The 26,525-nt window shown below is 71.3% G+C and carries 19 protein-coding genes and 1 pseudogene; 17 read left to right on the top strand and 3 right to left on the bottom strand.

The annotated features are described in order from the left end of the window. The first annotated feature begins 114 nt into the window (after nt 1–114). The 4 genes from ACSHWB_RS32815 to ACSHWB_RS32800 are packed head-to-tail and all read left to right on the top strand — an operon-like array spanning nt 115 to nt 4,974. On the top strand, nt 115–1,725 hold the full coding sequence (locus ACSHWB_RS32815; protein ID WP_439657155.1) for an ABC-F family ATP-binding cassette domain-containing protein: 1,611 nt from the start codon (nt 115–117) through the stop codon (nt 1,723–1,725). Further along, entirely contained in the window at nt 1,718–3,289 is a 1,572-nt protein-coding gene (locus tag ACSHWB_RS32810) for an ABC-F family ATP-binding cassette domain-containing protein (RefSeq protein WP_439657154.1), read from the top strand. The genes ACSHWB_RS32815 and ACSHWB_RS32810 overlap by 8 nt, the downstream gene beginning before the upstream one ends. Nucleotides 3,290–3,332: 43 nt before the next feature. Beyond that, nucleotides 3,333–4,181 (top strand): hypothetical protein, encoded by an 849-nt coding sequence (locus ACSHWB_RS32805; RefSeq protein WP_439657153.1) that lies wholly within the window; start codon nt 3,333–3,335, stop codon nt 4,179–4,181. 49 nt (nt 4,182–4,230) lie between these two features. Then, nucleotides 4,231–4,974, top strand: coding sequence for a DUF899 family protein (locus tag ACSHWB_RS32800; RefSeq protein WP_439657152.1), 744 nt, complete (start codon nt 4,231–4,233; stop codon nt 4,972–4,974). 14 nt (nt 4,975–4,988) lie between these two features. On the opposite strand, the gene ACSHWB_RS32795 is transcribed toward ACSHWB_RS32800, so the two are convergent. Further along, nucleotides 4,989–5,723, bottom strand: a complete 735-nt coding sequence (locus ACSHWB_RS32795; protein WP_439657151.1) for a class I SAM-dependent methyltransferase — start codon at nt 5,721–5,723, stop codon at nt 4,989–4,991. A 60-nt stretch (nt 5,724–5,783) separates the two neighbouring features. On the opposite strand from ACSHWB_RS32795, the gene ACSHWB_RS32790 reads away from it, so the two are divergent. Both ACSHWB_RS32790 and ACSHWB_RS32785 read left to right on the top strand, forming a co-directional pair. Next, nucleotides 5,784–6,968: a GNAT family N-acetyltransferase gene (locus ACSHWB_RS32790; protein WP_439657150.1), complete on the top strand. Its 1,185-nt coding sequence runs from the start codon at nt 5,784–5,786 to the stop codon at nt 6,966–6,968. A gap of 133 nt (nt 6,969–7,101) precedes the next feature. Beyond that, entirely contained in the window at nt 7,102–8,418 is a 1,317-nt protein-coding gene (locus ACSHWB_RS32785) for a cytochrome P450 (RefSeq protein ID WP_439657149.1), read from the top strand. Between the two features lie 44 nt (nt 8,419–8,462). On the opposite strand, the gene ACSHWB_RS32780 is transcribed toward ACSHWB_RS32785, so the two are convergent. Further along, nucleotides 8,463–10,949, bottom strand: a complete 2,487-nt coding sequence (locus ACSHWB_RS32780; RefSeq protein ID WP_439657148.1) for an FtsX-like permease family protein — start codon at nt 10,947–10,949, stop codon at nt 8,463–8,465. After that, complete coding sequence (locus ACSHWB_RS32775) at nt 10,946–11,677, bottom strand: ABC transporter ATP-binding protein (protein ID WP_439657147.1); 732 nt, start codon at nt 11,675–11,677, stop codon at nt 10,946–10,948. The genes ACSHWB_RS32780 and ACSHWB_RS32775 overlap by 4 nt, the downstream gene beginning before the upstream one ends. Nucleotides 11,678–11,912: 235 nt before the next feature. Here ACSHWB_RS32775 and ACSHWB_RS32770 point away from each other — a divergent pair, with 235 nt between their 5' ends. The 11 genes and pseudogenes from ACSHWB_RS32770 to menC all read left to right on the top strand — a co-directional run bounded on the left by ACSHWB_RS32770 (nt 11,913) and on the right by menC (nt 26,440). Next, entirely contained in the window at nt 11,913–13,289 is a 1,377-nt protein-coding gene (locus tag ACSHWB_RS32770) for a serine hydrolase domain-containing protein (RefSeq protein ID WP_439657146.1), read from the top strand. Beyond that, entirely contained in the window at nt 13,286–14,152 is an 867-nt protein-coding gene (locus tag ACSHWB_RS32765; RefSeq protein ID WP_439657145.1) for a serine hydrolase, read from the top strand. Before ACSHWB_RS32770 ends, ACSHWB_RS32765 begins: the two co-directional genes overlap by 4 nt. After that, a complete protein-coding gene (locus ACSHWB_RS32760) occupies nt 14,149–15,714 on the top strand; it encodes an ABC transporter substrate-binding protein (RefSeq protein WP_439657144.1) in 1,566 nt (521 codons plus the stop codon). Before ACSHWB_RS32765 ends, ACSHWB_RS32760 begins: the two co-directional genes overlap by 4 nt. Further along, nucleotides 15,711–16,682, top strand: a complete 972-nt coding sequence (locus ACSHWB_RS32755; protein ID WP_439657143.1) for an ABC transporter permease — start codon at nt 15,711–15,713, stop codon at nt 16,680–16,682. Before ACSHWB_RS32760 ends, ACSHWB_RS32755 begins: the two co-directional genes overlap by 4 nt. Beyond that, complete coding sequence (locus tag ACSHWB_RS32750; protein ID WP_439657142.1) at nt 16,682–18,508, top strand: dipeptide/oligopeptide/nickel ABC transporter permease/ATP-binding protein; 1,827 nt, start codon at nt 16,682–16,684, stop codon at nt 18,506–18,508. The genes ACSHWB_RS32755 and ACSHWB_RS32750 overlap by 1 nt, the downstream gene beginning before the upstream one ends. Further along, nucleotides 18,505–19,200, top strand: a pseudogene (locus ACSHWB_RS32745) (ABC transporter ATP-binding protein); the annotation flags it as partial. The gene ACSHWB_RS32750 and the pseudogene ACSHWB_RS32745, both read left to right, overlap by 4 nt. Before the next feature lie 8 nt (nt 19,201–19,208). Further along, nucleotides 19,209–20,243 (top strand): dipeptidase, encoded by a 1,035-nt coding sequence (locus tag ACSHWB_RS32740; protein ID WP_439657141.1) that lies wholly within the window; start codon nt 19,209–19,211, stop codon nt 20,241–20,243. Beyond that, nucleotides 20,240–23,461: a serine hydrolase gene (locus ACSHWB_RS32735; RefSeq protein WP_439657140.1), complete on the top strand. Its 3,222-nt coding sequence runs from the start codon at nt 20,240–20,242 to the stop codon at nt 23,459–23,461. The genes ACSHWB_RS32740 and ACSHWB_RS32735 overlap by 4 nt, the downstream gene beginning before the upstream one ends. Then, entirely contained in the window at nt 23,461–24,525 is a 1,065-nt protein-coding gene (locus tag ACSHWB_RS32730) for a M20 family metallopeptidase (protein WP_439657139.1), read from the top strand. The genes ACSHWB_RS32735 and ACSHWB_RS32730 overlap by 1 nt, the downstream gene beginning before the upstream one ends. Next, complete coding sequence (locus ACSHWB_RS32725; protein ID WP_439657138.1) at nt 24,522–25,331, top strand: GNAT family N-acetyltransferase; 810 nt, start codon at nt 24,522–24,524, stop codon at nt 25,329–25,331. The genes ACSHWB_RS32730 and ACSHWB_RS32725 overlap by 4 nt, the downstream gene beginning before the upstream one ends. Further along, a complete protein-coding gene (gene menC / locus ACSHWB_RS32720; RefSeq protein ID WP_439657137.1) occupies nt 25,328–26,440 on the top strand; it encodes an o-succinylbenzoate synthase in 1,113 nt (370 codons plus the stop codon). Before ACSHWB_RS32725 ends, menC begins: the two co-directional genes overlap by 4 nt. The last annotated feature ends 85 nt before the right edge of the window (nt 26,441–26,525 follow it).

The following is a 26,525-nucleotide window of genomic DNA, read 5'->3' as shown; positions in this document are numbered from 1 at the left end:
CATCTCAGGGTGAGCCCTGGATGTGACAGGCCATCGATGCCCGATGGCCGTTCAGTCGTCCCCTTTCCTCACGCGCGGCAGTTCAGCGCGGCACATCTCCGAGGTCTCACACCCATGTCCGACGCATTCATCGTCGTGTCGTCCCTGTCCTTCTCCTGGCCGGACGACACCCCCGTGTTCGACGGCCTGTCCGTCTCGGTGCCCGGCGGGCGCACCGGTCTCGTCGCCCCGAACGGCGCCGGGAAGTCGACCCTGCTCAAGCTCGTCGCGGGCGCTCTGACGCCGTCCGAGGGCAGCGTGTCCGTCGAGGGCGTGCTGGGCTATCTCCCGCAGGACCTGCCGCTCACCGCCGGCCTGACCGTGGCCGAGGTGCTCGGCGTCGCGGACGTGTTGCGGGCCATCGCGGCCGTCGAGTCCGGTGACGTCGGCGAGGAGCACTTCACCTCCATCGGCACCGACTGGGACCTGGAAGAACGCACGCGCGCCCAACTGGACCGCCTCGGGCTCGGCGACCTCGCGCTCGACCGGGTGCTCGGCACGCTGAGCGGCGGGCAGGTCATCTCGCTCGGGCTCGCGGCGCAGTTGCTGAAGCAGCCGGACGTGCTGCTGCTCGACGAGCCGACCAACAACCTCGACCTGGACGCCCGGCACCGGCTCTACGACGTGCTCGACGACTGGCGCGGGTGCCTGCTCGTGGTGAGCCACGACCGGGCGTTGCTCGACCGGATGGACCGGATCGCGGAGCTCGACGGCGGCGAGGTCCGGTTCTACGGCGGGAACTTCAGCGCCTACGAGGAGGCGGTGACGGCCGAGCGCGAGGTGGCCGAGAAGAACGTCCGCAGCGCCGAGCAGGAGGTCAAGCGCGAGAAGCGGGAGATGCAGCAGGCTCGCGAACGTGCCGCGCGGCGTGCGTCCAACGCGCAGCGCAACCTGGGCAACGCGGGGCTGCCGAGGATCTTCGCGGGCAACATGAAGCGCAACGCGGAGGTGTCGGCGGCCAAGGCGGACGGCACGCACGCGGCCCGGCTCGGCGCGGCCCGCTCGAAGCTCGACCAGGCCGAACGGGCGTTGAAGGACGAGCAGAAGATCAGCCTGGAGCTGCCGCAGACCGCGGTGCCGGCCGGACGCACGTTGTTCCTCGGCTCGGACATCCGGGTGCGGGAGTTGTTCTCCGGCCTGGACTTCGCGATCCGCGGCCCGGAGCGGATCGCGCTGGCCGCACCGAACGGGGCCGGCAAGTCGACGTTGCTGCGGGTGCTCCACGGCTCTTTGGCGCCGGACAGCGGTGAGGTGAAGCGCGCCGACGGCCGGGTGGCGTACCTGTCGCAGCGGCTGGACCTGCTCGACGACTCCCGCACGGTGGCGGAGAACCTGGCCGCGTTCGCCCCGGCGATGCCGCCGGCCGAGCGGATGAACCTGTTGGCGCGCTTCCTGTTCCGGGGCACTCGCGCGCATCTGCCGGTCGGTGTGCTGTCCGGCGGTGAACGGCTGCGTGCCACGCTGGCGTGCGTGCTGTTCGCCGAACCCGCGCCGCAGCTGCTGTTGCTGGACGAACCGACGAACAACCTCGACCTGGTCAGCGCCGGACAGCTGGAGAGCGCGCTGAACGCGTACCGGGGCGCGTTCGTCGTCGTGAGCCACGACGAGCGGTTCCTGAGCGAGGTGAGGATCGACCGCCGGCTGCGCCTGGACGGCGGCAAGCTGCTGGAGGCCGCGCATGGCTGAGGCACTGGTCGCGACCGAGCTGGTGCGCGGGTTCGGTGGCAGGCGTGTGCTCGACGGGGTGTCGCTGACCGCGGCACCCGGCCGGCGCATCGGGCTGATCGGCGAGAACGGCGCGGGCAAGTCGACGTTGCTACACCTGCTCGCGGGCACCGACCAGCCGGACGGCGGAACCGTGGTCCGGCCGCCGGATCTGGGTTTCCTGCACCAGGAGATGCCGTTCCCGGACTCGGCCACGGTCGCCCAGGTGGTGGACGACGCGCTGGCCGAGGCACGGGAGGACCTGGCCGAACTGGAACGGCTGGGTGCGCTGCTCGCCACCTCGGACGTCGAGGCGGAGTACGCGGAACGGCTGGAACTGGCGCAGCGCCACGAGGCCTGGGACGCGGACCGGCGGGCCGGCATCGTCCTCAACGGACTCGGGCTCGGCGACGTGGACCTGGACCGCACGCTCGGCTCGCTGTCCGGCGGGCAACGCCGCCGCCTGGACCTCGCGGCGCTGGTGATCCGGCGGCCGACCGCGTTGCTGCTGGACGAGCCGACGAACCACCTCGACGACGACGCGGCCGCGTTCCTGGAGGACCAGCTGCGTTCCCTGCCGGGCATCGTCGTGCTGGCGAGCCACGACAGGGCGTTCCTCGACGCGGTGTGCACCGACCTGGTCGACCTGGACCCGGCGGTCGACGGCCCGGTGCGGTTCGGCGGCACCTACAGCTCGTACCTGCAGCAGAAGCGCGCCGACCGCTCCCGCTGGGAACGCCGTTATGCCGAGGAACAGGAGGAGCTGGAGTCGGTCCGCGCCTCGCTGGACCTGATCGCCGGCCAGGTCGCGCCGAACAGAACCATGCGCGACAGCGACAAGATGGGCTACGGCGTGCGGGCCAACCGCGTGCAGAGCCAGATCTCCCGCCGCGTCCGCAACGCCACCCGCCGCCTCGAAGAGCTGGAACGCGCCGCCGTTCCCGCTCCCCGGCGCCCGCTGCGGTTCGCGCCGGACACCGTGGCGCTGCAGGCCGAGGAACTGGTGTCACTGCGGCAGATCCGGGTGCCCGGACGGCTCGCTCTCGACTTCCTCGACGTGCGCGACGGCGACCGGCTGCTCGTGACGGGCCCGAACGGCGCGGGCAAGTCGACACTGCTGCTCGTGCTGGCCGGACGGCTACCGGTTGCGGGCGTGCGGCGGCATCCCGAGGTCCGCGTCGGGCTGCTCGACCAGGACACGTCGTTCGCGAACCCGCGCCTCACCGCCCGGGCCACCTACGGCCGCGCGCTCGGTGCCGAACGGATCGCGCAGGTGCCGCTGGAGTCGTTGGGGCTGCTGCACAAGTGGGATCTGGGCAAGCCCGTCGGGGCGTTGTCCGTGGGCCAGCGGCGGCGTCTCGCGCTGGCGTTGCTGGTGGCGGATCCGCCGCATCTTCTGTTGCTCGACGAGCCGACCAACCACCTGTCGCCGGTGTTGTGCGACGAGCTGGAGGACGCGTTGGGGGCGGGGCCGGGGGCGATCGTGCTGGCCAGCCACGACCGGTGGTTGCGGAAGCGGTGGGAGGGCGCGGAGATCGGGTTGTGAGAATTCGGTGGACTGCCCGCGGATGATGGTCCGGGGGTTTGCGATGGTGGTGTTCGAGTGCGTGGCGTGCGGTGCCGCGGTGACCGTAGCGCTGCGCCAGGTCGACCGGCCGGACCACGAGCACTACGAGTGGGCGAACAGCACCGACTTCACGCCCTCGCTCCTCCCACCGGGCACCTACGCCGCGCAGGGTGACCTCCTCGTCGGACCAGGAGACGTGCGTGGCCTGTCGTGGTCGGATGAGCGCCCCGACGGCTGGTGCTGTGGGGTGGACGGCCCTGACCCGAACCTCTCCTGCGCGTGCGGGCAGCCGGTCGCGACACGGGTCGACGACTGTTCGCGGTGGCAGGTGGTGCGGTTCGCGCCCGGCACCGTGCGGACCGCCGGGGAGCCGGACCCGGTGCGCCCGTGGGAGGCGTTCGACTGGGACAGCGCGCCGCTGACCGACGGGGAACTGTGGTGGCCCAGGCGGGTGGGGATCGCGGCCGGCGTCGCGCTCGCCCGCGTGCTGGTCGCGGCAGGGGACGCTCCCGTGCTCGCCGCGGACGGGCCTGTCTCCGACCTGTTCCAGCGCGACCTCGACGCCTGGCGGCCGCCGGGGCCGCCTCCTCTGACCCTGGCGCCGGCCGGGCCCGGCCGGACCGCCGACGCCGATCTCCTGCTGGTGCCGCGGCATCCGCAGACCGGCGAGGCCTGGCCCGTACCGGGGAAGACCGTGCCGATCTCGGCCGAGCTGTGGCTCTGGCTCGCGAACGACGCGCCACCGCCCCTGCCGAGGACCGGTGGACAGTGGGAGCCCTACTTCCGCCACGACCCGTTGCCGTGCCGGCCCAGGGAGCTCTGGCTGGACAGCGGCGCCGCGCGGCGGGAGATGTCGAGATCGCGGAAGTAGCTTCGACGTGGTTGTGCAAGGACACCCGCACGACCACGGAGGACTGATCATGACCGGACGCCCGCCCGTCACCGACCTCGCCACCTGGCAGCAGGCCCGCGACGCGCTGCTGCTCCGCGAGAAGGCCCACACCCGCGAGGGCGACGCGATCGCCGCCGAACGCCGGAGGCTGCCGATGGTGGAGTTCGACGGCAAGACGGAGGTCGTCGGCGCGGACGGCCCCGTGCCGTTCGTGGATTTGTTCCAAGGCCGCGAAGAACTCGTGGTCTACAAGCACATGTGGTGGGACGGCGCGCCGCACCAGGGGCAGTGCGAGGGCTGCACCCACATCCCGTGGCACTTTCCCGACGCCGCCTACCTCAACGCCCGCGGGGTCTCGTTCGCGATCCTGACCACCGGTGCGTGGGACGAGGTGGCCGCGTTCGTGGAGTTCATGGGTTACCCGCAGCCGTGGTACTCCGTGCGCGGTGTGGACGGTCCCGCCGGCGGGGACATGGGCTACCTGACCAGCTATCTGCGTGATGGCGACCGCACGTTCCTCACCTACTCCACGACCGGGCGCGGCACCGAGCGGGTCAACGGGTCGCTGGGGCTGCTCGACATGACCGTGGGCGGGCGCGGTGAGGTCTGGGAGCAGGAAGGACGGCCAGGGGCTCAGCAGGCCGGGTGGTTCTGGCGGACGAACGCGGACGGGCGGTCGAGCTGGGGTGAGGACAGCAGGCCCGTGCCGCAGTGGACCCGGCCCGGCGCGACCCCGGTGACGACGCTGGGACGCCAGGGCCACTGTCACTGATCAGCGGGCACTGATCAGGGTCTGGTCGCGGTGGCGAGGACGCGGCGCCTTCCGTCGAGGGTCGGCAGAACGTGCCGCGCCTCCTGCCGCATCGACCGCATCGCGGGGTCGTCGGCAGGTTCGTCGGCGGCGAGCAACGCCTCCCACAACTGCTTCTCGAGAGCCCACCACGATGGCCTCGCCACCACCTCGACGTCCACGAACCCCTCCTCGGGCAGCTGCCGGGCCAGGTCGACCCCGCGGATCCGAGGCCCGATCCGCTCGTCGCCGGGGTCGAGCGCCTCCCAGCAGGTGACGACGAGCCGTCCGGCGGGCCGGAGCACCCGCAGGCACTCGCGCAGCGCGGCCGTTTTCGACTCCGCGAACTGCAGCGCGTCGACGATCAGCACCGCGTCCACCGACGCGGTGTTCAGTCCTGTGGCGGTCAGCGTGCCCACGCGGAAGTCGCCGCCGCTGCGCTGCCGGGCGTGCTCGACGGCCACGGCAGAGAAGTCCACTCCCACGAGGCGGCAGCCGATGCGGCGCGCGATCTCCAGGCCGTAGCCGCCGCGGCCGCACGCGAGGTCGAGCAGCACCCTGCCCTTCGCGAGTCCCAGGGCCTGCACGACCTCGTCGAGTCCGGCACCGCCGAGCAGACTCGTGGACTCCAGGTCCGGCGGGAGGTCGAGCACGCGCCGCACCAGCTCGTCCGCCGCCGACGTGCCGGTCCACCCGGCGTACCAGCGGTCGAAGTCCTCAGCACTCGTCACCCGCCAGACCTAACCAGAAATGCGTTTGTGCCCGGAGGCTTTCGGCCGGTCCACTGTGGCGTGCAGATCCGTTCCACGACGGCCCAGGACCTCGACGTCTTCCTCGGCACCGTCCACACCGCGTTCGGGCGCTTCCCCGAGACCCCGGACGAGAACGGCGGCGGCCTCTGGTGGTCGGCCGCCGAGATGGACCGCGGTGTGCTGGCCGAAACCCAGGGCAAGGCGGTCGGAACGGCCATCGCGCACTCGTTCGAGCTCACGCTGCCCGGCGCGGTCGTGGGCCCGGCGGCGGGGATCACCGCGGTCGGCGTGCTGCCGACGCACCGGCGCCAGGGCGTGCTCACCGAGATGATGCGGTACCAGCTCGGTGAGCTGCGCGAACGCGGCGAGTTCCTGTCCGTGCTGCTGGCGTCAGAAGGCGAGATCTACGGCAGGTTCGGCTACGGCCCGGCGACCTACACGCGCCGCATGACGATCCCGGGCAAGAGCGCCTTCCGGACGCAGGTCCGCACCGGCTCGATCGAGGTCCTCCCACGAGCCGAGAGCACCGAGGTCCTGGAACAGGTCTACGACCGCTACCGCCGCACGCAGCCCGGCGCGCTGAGCAGGCCGCACCGCTGGTGGGCGCTGGGCGCGGGCATGCCACCGGTCGTGCCGGCACCGCGCTACGTCGCCGTGCACCGCGACGACCAGGGCGTCCCGGACGGGTACGCCACCTACACGGTCGACAACGGCACGCTGACGATCGATGAGACCATCACCGCGGACGACGCCGTGTTCGCCGCGCTGGCCCGGTTCGCGCTGGACCACGACCTGGTCACCGAGGTGGTGTTCCAGCACGTCCCCACCGGTCACCCGTTGCGCTGGATGCTCGCGGACTTCAACGCGGGCCCGATCAGCGCCGAGATGGACTGGCTCTGGGTGCGGCTGCTGGACGTGCCGAGGGCGCTGACCACGCGCGGCTGGCTCACCGACGGGGAGATCGTGCTGGACGTCGACGACCCGTTCCTCCGCGAGCACCACCGCTATCTGCTGACCGTCGAGGACGGCGTGGCCGAATGCGTGGAGACCGGCCGTGATCCGGACCTGGAACTGGACGTGCGCGACCTGGGTTCGATCTACTTGGGAGGAACTACGCCGAGCACGCTCGTCCGGGCAGGGCACGTGAAAGCACATGGATCGCCCGCGAATGCTGACGCTCTGTTCCGTTCCGAACGCCCTCCGCACTGCCTGCACTGGTTCTGATCGACTTCTGGACAAAAGTATGACGGCGAGTTAGGCCCAGGTATGACGCGAGCACACGGCTGCGTCGTTATTGTCCGTTCCGATGGACATCATCAACCCGTAACCCCCTTTCCGCCGAAGGGACAGCCGCGTCATGTGGGAAGTTCTTCAGTCAGCGACCGACGTCCGGTCGCGGGTGACCGAGTGGATGGGGAAGCGGTTCCTGGCGCACCTCAGCAAGACCGGGTTCGACCTCGAGTCGTCCTGGTTCGTGCCCTCGCGCGTGCTCGCCCCGCTGCGGCGCAACGGGTTGGACCCCGTGCCGGAGCTGGCGCGCATGCAGGCGCACGGACCGGTGACGCGCCTGCCGCTGCCGGTGACGGTGTGGCTGGTGACGGGCTACGAGGCGTCCAAGCAGGTGCTCGTGGACTCCGAGGCGTTCAGCAACGACTTCGGCCACCTGCGTGAGCTGGGTCTCTTCTCGGACGAGGCGCCGGGCGGGCTCGGGTTCAGCGACCCGCCGGAGCACACGCGGCTGCGCAAGGTGCTGACGCCGGAGTTCACCATGCGGCGGCTGTCGCGGCTCGTGCCGCGGATCGAGCAGATCGTCGCGGACCAGCTCGACCTGATGTCCATGAAGGACGGCCCCGTCGACCTCGTCGAGCACTTCGCGATGACGGTGCCCGCGCTCACGATCTGCGAGCTGCTGGGCGTGCCCGCGAGTGAGCGCGAGGAGTTCCAGCGGCGCAGCGTCTCGCGGTTCGACCTCGGCGGTGCGGCCACGACGTCGTTGTCGGCCGTGTCCGAGTCGATCGTCTACTTCCGGGAGCTGGTGCGCGCCCAGCGGCTCGCCCCGACCGACGGGCTGCTCGGCGAGCTCGTCCGCAAGCACGGCGACGACCTGGACGACGACGAGCTCGCGGGCCTCGCGGACGGGCTGCTCACCGGCGGGTTCGAGACGACGGCGAGCATGATCTCGCTCGGCACGCTCGCGATGCTGCGCGACCCCGCCCTGCGCGATGCCGCGCTCGGTGACGACAAGTCGGTGAACGGGCTGGTCGACGAGCTGCTGCGACACCTCAGCGTCGTGTCGGTGGCGTTCCTGCGGATCGCCCGCCGCGACGTCGAGATCGCCGGGACGAAGATCAAGGCGGGCGACATCGTGGCGTGCTCGCTGTCGCAGGCCAACCGCGACCCGGGCGTGTACGCCACGCCGGACATGATCATGGCGGAGCGTCCGGCGAGCCAGCACCTCGCGTTCGGCTACGGCGCGCACCGCTGCATCGGCGCCGAGCTCGCGAAGATGGAGCTGCGGATCGCCTACCCCGCGCTCGTGCGGCGGTTCCCGGAGATGAAGCTCGCGGTGCCGCAGAGCGAGCTGTCGTTCCGCAAGCTCTCGATCGTCTACGGGCTGCACTCGATGCCGATCCACCTCGGCGCCCAGCCCAGCCCGATCCAGCAGGTCCTCTGACGGAAGGGGCCACCTGGTTCGCCCAGGTGGCCCCTTCCGCGCGGTCACTCCCGGCTGCCGATGGCGTCGATGGGCTTGGCGCGCAACGACAACCGCGTGGACACCGCGATCGACACCACACCGAGCAGCGCCGCTCCGGCGAGCGCGCCCAGGTAGACCGTGATCGAGCCGGCGGGCAGCGGGCTCCCGGTCAGGCTGATCGCCAGCACGCTCAGCGGCACCGCCGCGACCAGCGATCCCAGCACCACCGCGAGTCCGGCCGTCAGCAACGCCTCCGCGCGCATCATCCGCACGATCTGGCGGCGTCCGGTGCCGACCAGGCGCAGCAGGGCGAACTCGCGGCGCCGTGCCGCCGTGGACATCACCAGCGTGTTCGACACGGAGATCGCCACGTAGCCGAGGATCACCCCGACCGCGACCAGGTTGAGCAGGAACTGGGTCCGCTCGGCGCTGCGGTCCTGCGCCGCCACCCGTTCCGTCACCTGCAGGCCCGGATAACGGCTGATCAGCGCGTTGAGCGCCGCGGTGTCGGCGGCGTTCACGAGCACGGCGCTGTCCAGGCCTGCCCTGGTGTGGGCGCGGGCGTCGGCGGCGGAGAGCACGTAGTCGCCGAACGCGAGGTCGTGCTCGTAGGTCGCGACGACCTTCAGCTTCGCCTGCTGTCCGTCCGCGAACCAGAACTCCACGTCGTCGCCGACCTCCTTGTTCTCCCAGGAGGCGTGCGCGGCGCCCAGCGCCACCGTGCCCGGCCGGAGGTCGTCGATGCTGCCGGACACGACGCCGAGGTCGACCAGGCCGCTCGCCGTGGCGTCGAGCCCGTTGGCCGGACGGCTCTGCACGTCGACGCTGTCCCCCGTCGTGCTGGCGGTGATCACCTGCGTGCGCACCAGCGACGTGGCCGTGCCGCCCTCGATCTGCCCCGCGACCTCGGCGGGCACCCCGGTCACGCCGGTGATCACGTGGCCGGCGGTGATCGACCGCTCGGTCTGCTGCTGCACGGCGGCGGTGAAGGTCGTCTGGCTGTAGAAGTTCACCACGGCGAACCCGACCGCCAGCATCAACGGCGTCACCGCCGCCGCGAGCCTGCGCGAGTTCTTCAGCACGTTGGCCGACGCCAGATACCCGCTGACCCCGGACCTGGCCAGCACCGGCGCGATCACCCGCACCGCCGCCCCGACCACCCGCGGCCCGGTGAGCGCCAGACCGATGATCAGCACGAGCGCCGCCATCACGGACATCGCCGCGCCGATCTGCCCGCCGATGAACAGCGGCACCGCGGTCGCACCGAGCCCGATCGCGACCAGTGCCCAGCCGATGGCGAGCCGGACCTTGCCGACGTCCTTCTTCTGCACGGCGGCCTCGCCCAGCGCCTCGACCGGGTTGATCGACGACGGCCTGCGTGACGCGCTCCAGGCCGCGAGCCTGGCCGCGCCCACGCCGATCAGCAGTGCCGCGACCAGCGGGATCGGGCTGATCGAGAGTGCGAAGTCGTCCGGCACGACACCGATCTTCGCGAACGCGGCCCGCAGGCCCTGGCTGACGCCGATGCCGAGCAGGCTGCCGAGCACACCGGCGATCACCGAGACGACGGTGGTCTCGACGCCGATCAGCCTGCGGATCTGCCGGGGCGTCGCGCCCACGGCCCGCAGCAGGGCGAACTCGCGACGGCGTTGCTCGACGGTCAGCGCGAGGGTGCTGGCCACGACGAAGATCGCGACGAGGACCGCGTACCCGCCGAACGAGCCGGCCAGGATCGCGAGGATCGACTTGGTCTGGCTGACGTCGTCGAACTCGGCCGCGCTGCGGTCGGCGCCGGACGACACCGTGACCTGGTCCCCCGCGAGAGCGCTCTCAACTCGTTTCGCGTCGGCACCCAGCACGCCGATGGCGCTCACCTGGTCAGGACGTCCTGCCAGCTCCGCCGCCTTGGCCTCGCTGAAGAACAGCGACGCCTGGCGTCCTGGTCCGGCGGCCTCGGCGACGCCGGCCACCCGGTAGCTCTCGGGGACCGAGCGGGTCATGACCCGTACCTCGCCTCCAACGCCGACCCCCGCGGCCTTGGCAAGCGCCGAGTCCAGGACCACCTCGCCACCGGACTTCGGCGCGTTCCCCTCCTTCAGCGCGAACGGCGCCAGCACGGCGGAGTCCCAGTTGTGGCCGAAGGAGGGCTTGTCCGCGAGGGGCTGCCCGTCCTGCCCTACCACCACGGCCGGGAACGTCTGCTCGGGCACCGCCTTCGCGCCGGGCACAGCCGCGATCTTCGCGACCAAGGTGGCGGGGAGGGACGGCTGCTCGGTGGCGTGCTCGAACGCCATGACGTCACCACCGGGCGGCCGCACGATCCGGTCACCCGTGACGACCACGTCGGCGGCCGCGTAGCGCTGGGTCGGCACGCCGCCGCGGAAGCCGGACTCCATGAGGATCCCGCAGGCCGCGACCAGCGCGGTACCGCACAGGATGGCGACGAACGCCCCGATGAACCCGCTGGTGCGGGCCTTGACGGTCTGCCAGGCGAGGGTCAGCACGCTCACCACTCCCCGAGGTGGGTCATGCGCTCGGCGACCTTCTCCGGCGTCGGACCGGCCAGCTCGCCGGCCAGCCGCCCGTCCGCCAGGAACAGCACGCTGTGCGCGGCCGAGGCGGCCACCGGGTCGTGCGTCACCATCAGCACGGTCTGCCCCATGTCGTCCACAATGGACCGCAGCAGGCTCAGGACCTGGTGCGCGGTGCGGGAGTCCAGCGCGCCGGTCGGTTCGTCGGCCAGCACGACCTCGGGCCGTGCCACCAGTGCGCGGGCGATCGCGACGCGTTGCTGCTGACCGCCGGACAGCTCTGACGGCAGCCGGTCGAGCCGTCCGTCGAGCCCGACACGGCCGACGACCTCGCGCAGCCACGCCCGGTCCGCCGCACGCCCGGCCAGCCGCAGCGGCAGCGTGATGTTCTGCTCGACGGTCAGCGACGGCAGCAGGTTGTAGGCCTGGAAGACGAACCCGATGCGGTCGCGCCGCACCTGCGTCAGCGCGGCCTCCTTCAGACGACCGAGGTCGGTGTCGCCGAGCAGCACGCGGCCGGACGTCGGCCGGTCCATGCCCGACGCGCAGTGCAGGAAGGTGCTCTTGCCCGAGCCGGACGGTCCCATCACGGCGGTGAACGTGCCTCGCCGGATGCCGACGGTGACCTCGTCCAGCGCGGTGACCGCACCGCCTCCCGAGCCGTACACCTTCCGCACCGCCTGCAACGACAGCGCGTCTGCACTCATCACGTTCTCCTTGGCTCGCAACGACTTTCTGTCCAAGAACGTAATTTCGCGGCGCGCAGGGGGCGATCACGCAGGCTGCCCGGCCGGAGGTGGAGCAGGCTCTACCCCGCGGCGCGTTCGTCCGCGCGGACAGATCGGGAGGGCCGGATTCGTCGGCCGCGACGAGGTGGCGACGGGGCGGCCGGTCCTAGCTTTGCCGGTGACCGGGAGTCGCGTCGAGGCGGATGGAGCACGGATGTCCAAGCTCAACGAGATCAACGACTGGCTGCAGGAGAACCTGCCCCGGCTGGCGGCCGAGCACGGTGTACCGGGCGCCGCGGTGGCCGTCACCGTCGGCGACGACGTGGCCGAGGCCGCGGCGGGCGTGCTCAACAAGAACACCGGGGTCGAGACGACGACCGACTCGGTGTTCCAGATCGGGTCGATCACCAAGGTATGGACGACGACGCTCGCGATGCAGCTCGTCGACGAGAACCTGCTGGACCTCGACGCGCCCGTGCGGGACTACCTGCCCGAGTTCCGGATCGCCGACGAGGACGCCGCCGCGCGGATCACCGTGCGGCAGCTGATGAACCACACCTCTGGCTTCGAGGGCGACCTCTTCACCGACACCGGCCGCGGCGACGACTGCGTGGAGAAGTACGTCGCCACGTTGCACGACACCCCCCAGCTCTTCGCCCCCGGCGAGATGTTCAGCTACAACAACGCCGGGTACTGCGTGCTCGGCCGGATCGTCGAGGTCATGCGCGGCAAGCAGTACGACGACTGCCTGCGCGAGCACCTGTTCGCCCCGCTCGGCCTGACCCATGCCGCCGCGGACGCCTACGAGGCGATCATGCACCGCGCCGCCGTCGGGCACCTCACGCACGACGAGGCCGCGGGTCCGCAGACGGCCCCGGTCTGGGCCCTGGTTCGGTCGAACGCCCCGGCCGGGTCCATGCTCGCCATGAGCGCCCGCGACCTGCTGAAGTTCGCGCGGATGCACATGAACAACGGCGACTCCGTGCTGTCGCCCGCCGGTGTCGAGGCCATGCAGCAGGTTCAGGTGCAGGTGCCGGACCTCGCGCTGATGGGCGACGCCTGGGGACTGGGCTGGGAGCTGTTCCACTATCCCCAGGCGACGGTCATCGGCCACGACGGCGGCACGATCGGGCAGAACGCCTTCCTGCGCCTGGTCCCCGAGCACGGCGTCGCCGTCGCGCTGCTGACCAACGGCGGCAAGACCATCGACCTCTACCAGGCGATCTTCCGGCACGTGCTGCGCGAGCTCACCGGCGTCGAGCTGCCGGCGATGCCCGAGCCCGCCGCGGACCCCTCGCGCGTCGACGGCGACCGGTTCACCGGCGTGTACGTGTCGGCGGTCGGCGAGCGCGTGGTCACCCAGGACGAGGACGGCCGGATCTGGATGGAGGTCATCCCGAAGGGGATCATGGCCGAGCTGAGCCCGGAGTCCGCCGGCAAGACCGAGCTGGTGCCGTGGCGCGACGACACACTCGTCGCGGCGGAACCGGTGCACGGCATCCACATGCCGCACGCGTTCGTCGGCGACGACGGCAACGGGCGCGCGTTGTTCCTGCACACCGGCCGCGCGGACCGCCGGGTGGCACCGTGACCTTCGCCGAAGTCTTCGCGGAAGCGGGCGTGGAGGGGTTCGTCCACGCCCGCGAGGTCGGGGTGGAGGGGCCGGAGGTCGGTCACGGCGCGGACGACCAGGTGGTGCTCGCGTCGGTGTTCAAGATCCCGGTCGCCGTCGCGTACGCGGCCGAGGTCGCGGCGGGGAGGCTCGACGACACCGAACGGACGCGCGTCACGTCCCGCTACCGCATCGGCGGGATCGGCACCGCGGGGTGTGCCGACGACGTCGAGATGAGCTGGCGCGACCTGGCGTTGTTCATGATGACGATGAGCGACAACGCCGCGACGGACGTCGTCTTCCACCGCGTCGGCCAGGACGCGGTCGACGCGGTGCTCACGAAGGCCGGTCTGGAACGCACCCGGATCCTGGGGTGCTGCGAGGACCTCTTCGCGTCGGTGGCGGCGGACCTCGGCACGAACGACGTCGAGGAGGTGCTCGCGGGCCCGACGTGGGAGCTCGTCTCGAAGCTGTCCATCGTGGATCCCGAACGCACCACTTCCTCGACGCCGCGGGAGATCACGACGCTGCTCGACGCCATCTGGACCGACCGGGTGGCGGAACCCGAGGCGTGCCAACGGGTCCGGTCGATCATGGCCCAGCAGATCTGGCCGCACCGGCTCTCGTCGGGCTTCCCCTCCGACGTCCAGGTCGCCGCCAAGACCGGCACGCTGCCCAGCGTCCGCAACGAGGCCGGCGTCGTCACCTACCCCGACGGCCGCAGCTACGCCGTCGCGGTGTTCACCCGCTCCCAGTCGCTCGCCCTGCGCGACCCCGCCGCCGACGCGGTGATCGGCCGTGCCGGACGGCTCGCCGTAGACCAGCTCCGGAGGACGTCATGAAGCGCGCGGTAGCCCTGCTAGGAGTCGTCGTCCTCGCCGGTTGCGGGACCTCGGCCACGTCCGGGAGCCAGGATCTGGCCGAGGGCAAGACCTTCACGATGTCGGTCGCCGCGGATCCGGGTTCGCTCGATCCCGCGCTGACGGTCCTGTCGGTGGCGCGGCAGGTCGGCCGGTTCCTCTACGGCAGGCTGATCGAGCGCACCTCCAACGGCGAGATCGTCGCGGGACTCGCCGAGAAGTGGGACGCCACCACCACGACGGCGACTTTCACGCTGCGCCAAGGCATCACGTGCGCCGACGGTGCGCCGCTCACCGCCTCGGACGTCGCCGCGAACATCTCGTTCGTCGGCGATCCGAAGAACAAGTCGGCGCTCACCGGGCTTCAGGTCGCCCCCGGCACCACGGCCACGGCGGACGACGCCGCCCGCACCGTCACGGTGACCAGCGCCGCGGACGCGTTCCTGCTGACCAACGTCGGCACGCTGCCGATCGTGTGCGCCAAGGGCATGAGCGACCGTTCGTTGCTGGCCAAGGGCGAGCAGGGCACCGGCATGTTCACGATCTCCGAGATCGTGCCGAACGACCACTACACCCTGGTGCGGCGCAAGGACTTCGCGTGGGGACCCGGCGACTGGCAGAAGGACCAGCAGGGCCTGCCGGAGAAGGTGGTCGTGCGGGTGATCGCGAACGAGACGACCGCCGTGAACCTGCTGCTGTCCGGCCAGCTCAGCGCCGCGACCGTGGCGGGCCCCGACCAGGAACGCCTGCTCGCGCAGAAGGTGGACCACGTCGACAACGCCACCCCGCTGGGCACGCTGTCGTTCAACCAGTCCGCCGGGCACCCCGGCCAGGACCCCGCCGTCCGCCGCGCGCTCGTGCAGGCGCTCGACCTCGCCCAGGTCGGCAAGGTGCTGACCACCGGCAAGGGCAGGCCGTCGAAGAGCCTCGTGACCGTCGAGCCCCGTCCCTGCACCGGTGACAACGTGACGCCCAACGTGCCCGCGTTCGACAGGGCGGCCGCGGCGAGCGCGCTCGACACCGCGGGATGGCGGGCAGGACCGGACGGCACGCGGTCGAAGGACGGCAAGCCGTTGTCGGTCAAGCTGCTCCAGCCGACCGTCGTCGGCCCGACGCTGACCTCCACCGCCGAGCTGGTCCAGCAGGCGTGGCAGGGAATCGGTGTGAAGGTGGAGATCCAGCCCGCCGACGCCGCCGGCATCAACCAGGCACTGTTCGACACCGGCGCGTGGGACGCGTCGATGGTGCCGCTGACGTTGTCGCTGCCGAGCCAGCTGGTGCCGTTCGCGTCCGGCCCGGTGCCGCCGCAGGGCGTCAACTTCGCCCACATCGACAACACCGAGTTCACGGAGCAGTCCAAGCAGGCGGCGTCCCTCGCCGGCGCGGCGGGCTGCGAGCACTGGAACAAGGCCGAGGCCGCCCTGGTGCGCGACGCCAGCCTCGTCCCGTACTTCGACGCCGTCGTCCCGACCTTCGTCAAGGGCGCGCGGTTCACCGTCAGCGACAGCCTCGACCCGGCCTCGATCAGGATGCTCGCGTCATGACCACGCTGGAACGGGTGCGGGGCAGCGCGTGGCTGCCCTTCGCCCGCCGGCGGGCCGTGCGCTTCCTGACCTCGCTGTGGGTGCTGGTGACCGCGGCGTTCCTGATGATCCACCTGATCCCCGGCGACCCCGTTCGCGAGTCACTGGGCCTGTCCGCGCCACCGGACCTGGTCGCCTCCCGCCGCGCCGCGCTGGGCCTCGACGACCCGTTGCCCGTGCAGTACTGGCACTACCTGACCGGCCTGTTCCGCGGCGAGTTCGGCACGTCGCTGATCAGCGGGACGCCGGTCTCCTCGCTGATCGGCGATCGGTTGCCCGCCACCGTGCAGCTGGCGGTGCTCGCGTTCCTGGTCGTGGTCGTCGTGGCGGTGCCGGTGGGCGTCGTGATGGCGGTCCTGACCAGGGGCGGCCGCCGGCGCGGCGGTGAGCTGGCGTTCACCTCGTCCAGCGTGGTGCTCGCGGCGATCCCGGAGTTCCTGCTGGCGGTGGGGCTCGTGAGCCTGTTCGCCGTGCAGCTCGGCCTGCTTCCCGTGGCGGGCAACGACGTGGCCGGTTCGTGGGTGCTGCCCGTGCTCGCCCTCGCCCTCGGCCCCGCCGCGGTCCTCTCCCGGATCGTGCGGGTGGAGCTGCTTTCCGTGCTGGGCAACGACTACGTGCGCACCGCACGCGCCAAGCGGCTGCCGTCGCGCCTGGTGTACCTGCGGCACGCGCTGCCCAACGCCGTCACCGCGACCCTCACTTTGGGCGGCATGATGCTCGCCGCCCTGGTCGCCGGGACCGTGCTGGTGGAGAACGTGTTCGCGTGGCCCGGTCTGGGCTCGACCATCGTCGGCTCGATCCAGCAGAAGGACTACCCGGCCGTGCAGGGCATCGTGCTGGTGTACGGGGCAGGGGTGCTGCTGGTGAACCTGGTCGTGGACGTGGTGCTGGCTCTGCTCGACCCGCGTTCGACGATCAAGGAGGCGTGATGCGCCGGCTAGCTGTCCTCCGCTCCCCCGTCGGCGCGGCCTCCGCCCTGCTCCTCACCGTCCTGCTGGCGCTGGCGATCTTCGCCCCGCTCCTGTGGGGCGACCGGGCCGCCGCCATCGACACCGACGCCCTGCAGCAGGGCCCGTCCGCCGAGCACCTCCTCGGCACCGACCAGCTGGGCCGCGACATCTTCTACCGCGTACTGGTGGCCACCCGCCTCACGATCGGACTGGCCCTGCTCGCCACGCTGATCGGCGTGACCACGGGCCTGCTCCTCGGCTCGGCGCCGTCGGTGCTCCCCCGCTGGGCGGCCAGGATCGTGACGTCGGCGGTCAACATCGCCGTGGCGTTCCCCGGGCTGCTGCTGGCGTTGTTCTTCGCCGTCATCTTCGGCACGGGGACGATCGGCGCGGTGCTCGCCATCGCGTTCGCGATCACACCTTCGTTCGCCCGCCTCACCCAGACTCTCACGGCCTCGGTGGCAGGACGGGACTTCATCGCGGCCGCACGGGTGTGCGGGGTGGGCAGGTTCCGGCTTCTCACCCGGCACGTGCTGCCCAACATCGCCGAGCCGCTCGTCATCAACGCGACCCTCGCGGCGGGATCGGCGCTCACCGCGTTCGCCGGGCTGTCGTTCCTCGGCATCGGCGTGCAGGCGCCCTCCTACGACTGGGGGCGGCTGCTCGGTGAGGGACTCAACCGCATCTACATCACCCCCGCGCCCGCGCTGGGGCCCGCGATCGCCGTGGTGCTGGCGGGTCTGGCGTTCAACCTGTTCGGCGAGGCCGCCGCGGCGGGTCACCGGCGGCAGCAACGAGGGCCGGCGCCGAAACCGTTGCAGTCCACCGGCTCGGAACCCGGGGACGGGCTGCTGACGGTCCGGAACCTGCACGTCGCCTTCCCCGGTGGCATCACGCCGGTGCGGGGTGTGTCGTTCACCGTCCACAACGGAGAGATGATCGGTGTGGTCGGCGAGTCCGGATCGGGCAAGAGCCTCACCGCCTTGGCCGTGTCCCGGCTCGTCGAGCATCCCGGCGTGGTCACGGCCGACGCGCTCCAGTTCGACGGAAAGCCTCTCGACGAGATCCCGGACCGCGAGCTGGGTACCAGCCTGGCGATGGTGTTCCAGGACCCGACGACGTCGTTCAACCCCACCAAGCGCATCGGCAGGCAGCTCGCCGAGGTGTCCGAGGTCCACCAGAACCACACCCGCAAAGCCGCGCTGCACAAGGCGATCGGCCGGCTCGACGCGGTGCGGGTGCCGGATCCCGAACGCCGGGCAGGGCAGTACCCGCACGAGTTCTCCGGCGGCATGCGGCAGCGGGCGATGATCGCGATGGGGCTGATGGGCGAGCCGAAGCTGGTGATCGCCGACGAACCCACCACCGCGCTCGACGTCACGGTGCAGCGCGAGGTGCTCAGGCTGCTCGCCCGCATCCGGCAGGACCGCAGTGCCGCGGTGTTGCTGATCAGCCACGACATCATCGTCGTCGCGCAGACCTGCGACCGGGTGCTCGTGATGTACGCGGGCCGGATCGTCGAGGAGCTGCCGACGGACGAGCTGTTCACGGCCGCGCGGCACCCGTACACGACGGCGCTGCTCAAGTCGGTGCCCGACCTCGACACGGACAGGGACGCGCCGCTCGCGGTCATCCCCGGCCGGCCGCCGGAACCGGCCGAGATCGGTCAGGGGTGCCCGTTCGCACCGCGCTGCCCGCTCGCCGACGACCAGTGCCGGACCGAGGAACCCGAGCTCAGGGCGTTCGGCGAGGGCCACAGGGTCGCGTGCTGGAAGTCCGAGAGCGAACTGGCGGGTGTGCGATGAGCGACCTCTCCTTCACCAACGTCACCGTTCGCTTCGGCCACCACACGGCGGTCGACGACGTCAGCCTCACCGTGCCGTCCGGCCAGGTCGTGGGCCTCGTCGGCGAGTCGGGCTCCGGCAAGTCCACCCTCGCCGCCACCGCGGTCCGCCTGATCAAGCCCACCGAGGGCCAGGTCCACGTGGACGGCAAGGTCCAGATGGTCTTCCAGGACCCGTACTCGTCGCTCGACCCGAGGATGACCATCGGGAACTCCATCGCCGAGGCCATGCCGCGCGGCACCGACCGCAGGGCCGAGGTCGCGAGGCTGCTCGAACTGGTGAACCTCGACCCCGGCAGGGCCACCGCACTGCCGTCGCGGCTGTCCGGCGGGCAACGGCAGCGCGTCGCCCTGGCCAGGGCACTCGCCGGGCGGCCGAAGGTGATCATCGCCGACGAGATCACGTCCGCGCTCGACGTGTCGGTGCAGGGCGCGGTGCTGAACCTGGTCCGCGACCTGCAACGACAGCTCGGCCTCTCCATGCTGTTCATCTCGCACAACCTCGCCGTCGTGCGGTACGTGAGCGACCGCATCGCGGTGATGAAGACGGGCAGGATCGTGGAAGAGGGGCCCGCGGGACAGGTGCTCGAGAACCCGACGCACGAGTACACGCGCGAGCTGCTCGCGGCCGTGCCCAGACGCCACACGAGGCTGGAGGCTTCATGATCGACGATCTGCACGGGCGCAGTGTCGTCGCGGACACCCACAACGACCTGCTGGACGCGCTCGTCCACCGCCCGGTCGAGCGGTGGGTGCCGCACTTCCGCGAGCGCTGGCTGCCGCAGCTGCAGGCCGGCGGGGTGAACCTGCAGGTGCTGCCGGTGTTCGTCGACGACGTGTTCCGGCCGGAAGGCGCGCTGCGGCAGACACTGCGGATGATCGAGGTCGCGCACCGCATCGCCGAGGCGAGCCCGGAGACCAGGCTCTGCGTCGACGGCACCGAGATCGACCAGGCCCTCGACGACGGCCGCATCGCGCTCGTGCTCGCGCTGGAGAGCGCGCCGGGCGTGGGCGAGGACGTCGAACTGCTGGAGACGCTGTACCGGCTGGGCGTGCGGATCGCGTCCCTCGCCCACTTCGGCCGCACGGCGCTCGCCGACGGCAGCGGCGAGGACGCCACCGGCAGCAGGCTGACCAGGGCCGGCGTCGCCGCGCACGCCGAGATGGAACGCCTCGGCATGATCTTCGACGTCAGCCACCTGGGCGCGGCGGGCGTCGACCACGTGCTGGAGCTCTCGACCCGTCCGGTGATGGCGACGCACTCGTCGGCACGGGCCCTGCGCGACCACCACCGCAACCTGACCGACGCCCAGCTGAAGGGCATCGCGGACAACGGCGGCGTGGTGTGCGTGAACTTCTTCGCGCCGTTCCTGCACGAGTCCGACTTCACGATCGGCCGCCTGGCCGACCACATCGAGCACATCGCGGGCGTCATGGGCGTGCGGCACGTCGGCCTCGGGCCGGACTTCGTCAAGGAGGTCCTGGAGGACACCACGCCGCCGTGCTGCGAGGCCCAGTTCATCGAGGGCGTGCCGACCGACCGGTACCTGCCGGGCCTGGAGGGGCCGGCAGGTCTGCCGCTGGTGACCGAGGTGCTGCAGAAGAGGGGATGGCCCGAGGACGACATCGTCCGCGTCCTGGGCCAGAACGTGCTCGACCTGTTCCGTTCCGAGCTGACGAGGGGATCCGCAACGTGACCACCATCGAGGACCTGTACGGCTACGCGCTGCCGGAACAGCCCGCGCTCTCGCCGGACGGAACCGAGATCGTCTACGTCCTGCGCACCACCGACCGCGAGAACGACCGCGACGAACGCGCGCTCTGGCGGGTCGTGAACGGCAAGACGAAGCAGCTCACCAGGGGCAAGGCGGACACGTCACCGGCGTGGTCCCCGGACGGCAGGATCGCGTTCCTGCGCGCCCAGGACGGCCCCGCGCAGATCTGGCTGCTGGACGGCGAACCCGAGCAGCTCACGGAGCTCTCGCTCGGCGCTGGCGCACCGGTGTGGAACGCCGACGGCACGAAGCTCGCGTTCTCCGCACCCGTCGACATCGCCGACGCCTCCGCGCCGATCGTCACGAGCCGCCTGGACCACAAGGCCGACGGCGCCGGGTACCTGCGCAGCGTCCGCGCCCACCTGCACGTCCTCGACCTGGAGACCCGCGAGGTCCGGCAGCTGACCAGCGGTGACTGGCACGCGAGCGCCCCCGCGTGGTCACCGGACGGCACGAAGCTCGCCTTCACCGCCTCCCGCGACGAGGACGCCGACCTGACGTTCCGCGTGCCGGTGCACGTCGTCGAGGTCGACAGCAAAGCGGAACCGCAGGTCGTCGGGCTCGCCGAGGGACAGGCCGCGACGGTCACGTGGACGGAGGCAGGTTTGCTGGTCGTCGGTCGCGCCTCCGCGGACGCCGGTCACCTGGACCTCCTGTTCCTGCCGCTGGACGGCACGGTCAGGAACCTGTCCGCGTCGCTCGACCGCAACCTCATGCCCGGCATGGCGGGTTACCCCGGCGGGCTGCCGGTCCAGCACGGCGGCACGGTGCTGTTCTGCGCCCGAGACCGCGGCTGCACCCAGCTCTACGCCGTCGACCTCGAAGGCGACGAGGTGCCGCGCCTGGTCCTGGGCGGGGACTCCCGGGTCGTGGCAGGGCTTTCCGTCGTCGGTGACACCGCGGCCGTCGTCCTGGGCACGCCCACCTCGTTCGGCGAGATCGCCACGGTCGACCTGACCTCCGGCGAGGCGACCGTCCACACCGGACACACCAGTGTCGAGCCGTTCGTCCGCGAGGAACGGGAGTTCACGATCTCGGACGGCACCGTGGTGCACGGCTGGCTCGTCCGCGACCCGGAGCGCACCGGCCCGGCGCCGTTGCTGCTGGACATCCACGGCGGCCCGCACAACGCGTGGAACGGCGCCGCCGACCCGGTCCACCTCTACCACCAGGTGCTGGCACAGCAGGGCTGGGCGGTGCTGCTGCTCAACCCGCGCGGCAGCGACGGCTACGGCGAGTCCTTCTACCGGGCCGCGCTCGGCGCGTGGGGCAAGGCCGACGCGAAGGACTTCCTGGAGCCGCTCGACCAGCTCGTCGCGGAGGGACTCGCCGACCCGGCCAGGCTCGCCGTCACCGGCTACAGCTACGGCGGCTACATGACCTGCTACCTGACCAGCCGCGACCCCAGGTTCGCCGCCGCCGTCGCGGGCGGTGTGGTCAGCGACCTGACGAGCATGGCGGGCACCTCCGACGGCGGCCACTACCTGACCGCGCTCGAGCTCGGCGGTGCCGGCGAGCACCTCGCGGAGCTGTCCCCGCTGACGCGCGTCGGTGACGTCAGCACGCCGACGCTGATCTACCAGGGTGCGGCCGACGACAGGTGCCCCGTGGGCCAGGCCGAGCAGTGGTTCACCGCGCTGCGCGAGAACAGCGTGCCGGCGAAGCTGGTGCTGTACCCGGAGGAATCGCACCTGTTCATCCTCAACGGCAAGCCGTCGCACCGCGAGGACTTCAACCGCCGGGTGGTCGACTGGGTGCGTGAGCACGCGGAGAACCGCAAGCCGCTCGACCAGAAGCACTGGCAGCGCAGGCTTTCCGCGCTCGCGAAGAAGCACGGCGTACCTGGCGCGGCGCTCGGTGTCCTGTACAAGGGCGAGATCCTCCAGGCGCACCACGGTGTGCTGAACATCCAGACCGGCGTCGAGGTCACCGACGACACGATCTTCCAGATCGGTTCGATCGGCAAGGTCTGGACGACGACGGTCGTGATGACGCTCGTCGACGAGGGCCTGCTCGACCTGGACGCCCCGATCACCGACGTCCTGCCGGAGCTCACGCTCTCGGACCCGGTGGTCGGCCAGAAGGTGACCATGCGGCACCTCCTCACGCACACCAGCGGCATCGACGGCGACAACTTCACCGACACCGGCCGCGGTGACGACTGCCTGGAGCGCTACACCGAACTGCTCGCCGACGCCGCCCAGAACCACCCGCTCGGCGCGACCTTCTCCTACAGCAACGCCGGTTTCGTGCTCGCGGGCAGGGTGATCGAGAAGCTCACCGGCAAGACCTGGGACGCCGCCATGCGGGAGAGGCTCTTCACCCCGCTGGGCCTCACCCGCACCGGCACGCTGCCGGAGGAGGCGCTGCTGCACCGCGCCGCCGTCGGCCACGTCAAGCAGGACGAGAAGCTGGACGTCGCCCCGGTGTGGGCACTCCCGCGCTCGGTCGGCCCTGCCGGGACGATCTTCTCGACCACCGAGGACGTGCTGGCGTTCGCCCGGATGCACCTCGCGGGAGGCCTGGCGCCGGACGGCACGCGGGTGCTGTCCGAGGAGTCCGCGGCCGAGATGACCGAGAAGCAGACCGAGGTGCCCGACCGGTTCGTGCTGGGCGACTCGTGGGGCGTCGGCTGGATCAGGTTCGGCTGGGACGGCCAGCGGCTGATCGGCCACGACGGCAACACGATCGGGCAGTCCGCGTTCCTGCGCCTGCTGCCGGGCCACGACCTCGCGGTCACGTTGCTGACCAACGGCGACGGCGCCCGCGAGCTGTATCTGGACCTGTACCGGGAGATCTTCGCCGAGCTGGCGGACCTCGCCATGCCGCGCCCGCCGGTGCCGGCCGACGCACCACCGGCCGTGGACGTCTCGCGGTACGTCGGGAAGTACGAGCGGGCCTCCATCACCCTCGACGTCACCGAGGGCGAGAACGGGCTGCTGCTGGACATGACGCCCACCGGTCCGCTGGCGGGCCTGTTCCCCAAGCCGCCGCAGGTCGATCTCGTGCCGGTCGACGACTCGACGTTCCTGTACCGGATGGCCGAGGACAAGAGCTGGTCCTCCCTGGTGTTCTACGCGTTGCCGACCGGGGAGCAGTACGTGCACATGGGTGTCCGCGCCACGCCGAAGGTGTCCTGATGAACCTGATCGACGACATCGAACGGCTCGTGTCCTGCGAGTCGCCGTCCACCGACCTGGCGGCGGTCGCCCGCAGCGCCGAGGTCACCGCTCAGGTAGGTGCCGCGCTGCTCGGCGCCCAGCCGGAGCGGATCGTGCTCGACGGCCGCACGCATCTGCGGTGGCGGCTGGGTTCGGGGCCGCGCAAGGTGTTGCTGCTCGGCCACCACGACACGGTGTGGCCGATCGGGACGCTGGAGCGGATCCCGTTCAGCGTGGCGGGCGGTGTGCTGCGCGGGCCCGGCTGCTTCGACATGAAGACCGGCGTCGTGATGATCTTCCACGCCGTCGCGGCGCTCGGTTCTCCCGACGGCGTCACGGTTCTGATCACCGGTGACGAGGAGATCGGCTCGCCGTCGTCGCGCGGGCTGATCGAGACCGAGGCCGTGGAGCACTCGGCCGTCCTGGTCTGCGAGGCCTCTGCGGACGGCGGTGCGTTGAAGACCGAGCGCAAGGGCACGTCGATGTACGAGGTGACGTTGCACGGACGCGCCTCGCACGCCGGGCTCGAACCCGAACGCGGCGTGAACGCGACGATCGAGGCGGCACACCAGATCCTGGCGGTCTCCCTGCTGGCGGACGCCGCCGCCGGGACGACCGTCGTGCCGACCGTGCTGTCCTCCGGCACGACGACGAACACCGTTCCCGCACAAGGGAAGTTCATGGTGGACGTGCGCGTGCGGAACCTGGAGGAACAGCAACGGGTCGATGAGGACATGAAAGCGCTGCAGCCGGTGCTGGACGGCGCGAAGGTCGAGGTGGCCGGCGGACCGAACCGCCCGCCGCTGGAGCTGTCCGCGTCCTCCGCGTTGTTCGACCTGGCGTCCAGGTTCCTGCCCGGTGTCCCGCAGGCGGCGGTCGGTGGCGCGTCGGACGGCAACTTCACCGCAGGAGTGGGGATTCCCACGCTCGACGGGCTCGGTGCCGTCGGCGGTGGCGCGCACGCCGAGAGCGAGCACGTGCTGGTGTCGGAGCTCGTTCCGCGCACCCAGCTGCTCGCGGCGCTGGTGAAGGAGCTGACATGACGTTGGTGAAACAGAACGTGGTGGTCCGTCAGCTCACCGACCACGCGGAACTCCTCGCCACGCAACGGTTGTACGAGTCGATCTGGCGTCCGGCCGAGGAGGGCGGCGCTCCCCCGGTCACCGCGGAGCTGCTGCGCGCGATGACCAAGGCGGGCAGCTACGTCGCGGGCGCGTTCGACGGCGACGTCCTGGTGGGCGCGTGCATCGGGTTCTGCTCGCCACCCGCCGCCGGCGCGCTGCACAGCCACATCGCCGGGGTGGCGGCGGGCATGCGCGGCCGCAACGTCGGGTACGCGCTCAAGCTCGACCAGCGGGCGTGGGCGCTCGAACGCGGGCTCACCGAGGTCAGCTGGACGTTCGACCCGCTGGTGCGCCGCAACGCCTACTTCAACCTGGGCAAGCTCGCCGCGGACGCGACCGAGTACCTGCCCGACTTCTACGGCCACATGCACGACGACATCAACGGCGGCGACGAGACCGACCGGCTGCTGATCCGCTGGCGCATCTCCTCCCCCGCGGCCGTGTCGGCGTGCGCCGGCCGGCCGCGGACCGTCAGCGCGACGGGCGTGGTGGGCCTCGGCATCTCCGAGGACGGCCTGCCGGTGCCGGGAGTGTGTTCGGGCAGCACGGTTCTCGTCGCCGTGCCACCGGACATCGAGTCGCTGCGGGCCACGAACCCGGCCGCGGCGAACGAATGGCGCTACGCCGTGCGGGAGGTGCTCGGCGGGCTGCTCGCGAGCGGCGCGCGCATAACCGGGTTCGACAGGTCCGGCTGGTACGTCGTCGAGAAGGGCACTGAGTCGTGAAGCTGACCGGGGTGGAGATCCGCTGGGTCGAGATGCCGCTGAAGTCGCCGTTCCGCACCTCGTTCGGCACGCAGACCGTGCGGCAGTTGCTGCTGCTGCGCGCCGTCACGGACGAGGGCGAGGGCTGGGGCGAGTGCGGCGCGCTGGTCGATCCGGTGTACTCGCCGGAGTACGTGGAGGGCTGCGCCGACGTGCTGCGGCGGTTCTTCGTCCCGGCGCTCACCGGGCCGATCGACGGCATCTCGGTCGCTCCGCGGCTGGCGAAGTTCCACGGGCACCGGATGGCCAAGGCGGCGTTGGAGATGGCCGTCCTGGACGCCGAACTGCGCGCGCGTGGGGTGTCCTTCGGCCGTGAGCTGGGCGCGGTCCGCGACCGCGTGCCGTGCGGGGTGTCGGTCGGGATCATGAACTCGATCCCGGAACTGCTCGACGCCGTCGGCGGTTACGTCGAGGAGGGCTACGTCCGGATCAAGCTGAAGATCGAACCGGGCTGGGACGTCGAACCCGTGCGGGCCGTGCGCGAGCGGTTCACCGACGTGCTGCTGCAGGTGGACGCGAACACCGCGTACACCCTGGGCGACGCGCGGCACCTCGCGAAGCTCGACCCGTTCGACCTGCTGCTGATCGAACAACCGCTGGCAGAGGAGGAGTTGCTCGCCCACGCCGAGCTCGCCAAGGTCGTGCGGACGCCGATCTGCCTGGACGAGTCGATCACCTCGGCGTCGTCGGCCGCCGACGCGATCAAGCTGGGCGCCTGCCAGATCGTCAACATCAAGCCCAGCAGGGTCGGCGGCTACCTGGAGGCGCGGCGCATCCACGACGTCTGCGCGGCGAACAACGTCGCGGTGTGGTGCGGCGGCATGCTCGAGACCGGCATCGGCAGGGCCGCGAACGTGGCGCTGGCAGCGTTGCCCGGCTGCACGCTGCCCGGCGACACCTCGGCGTCCGGCCGCTACTACCGGATGGACGTCACCGAGCCGTTCGTGCTGCAGGACGGTCACCTGACCGTTCCGACGGGTCCGGGGCTCGGGGTGACGCCGTTGCCGGACGCCCTGGACGACGTGACGGTGAAGACGGAGTGGATTCCTGTGGCATCCAACCCGCGCTGACCTGCAGAAATCAAACTCCTGCAGGTCAGCGCGGCCCGATTCACGTTCGACGCGTGGTTCTGCTCCCCGCTGCCGCAGCCGTAGA

Source organism: Lentzea sp. HUAS TT2 (genome assembly GCF_051853195.1).
GTDB lineage: Bacteria > Actinomycetota > Actinomycetes > Mycobacteriales > Pseudonocardiaceae > Lentzea.
Note: the sequence above shows the minus strand (reverse complement) of the source record. Positions and strands in the feature narration are given on the sequence as shown.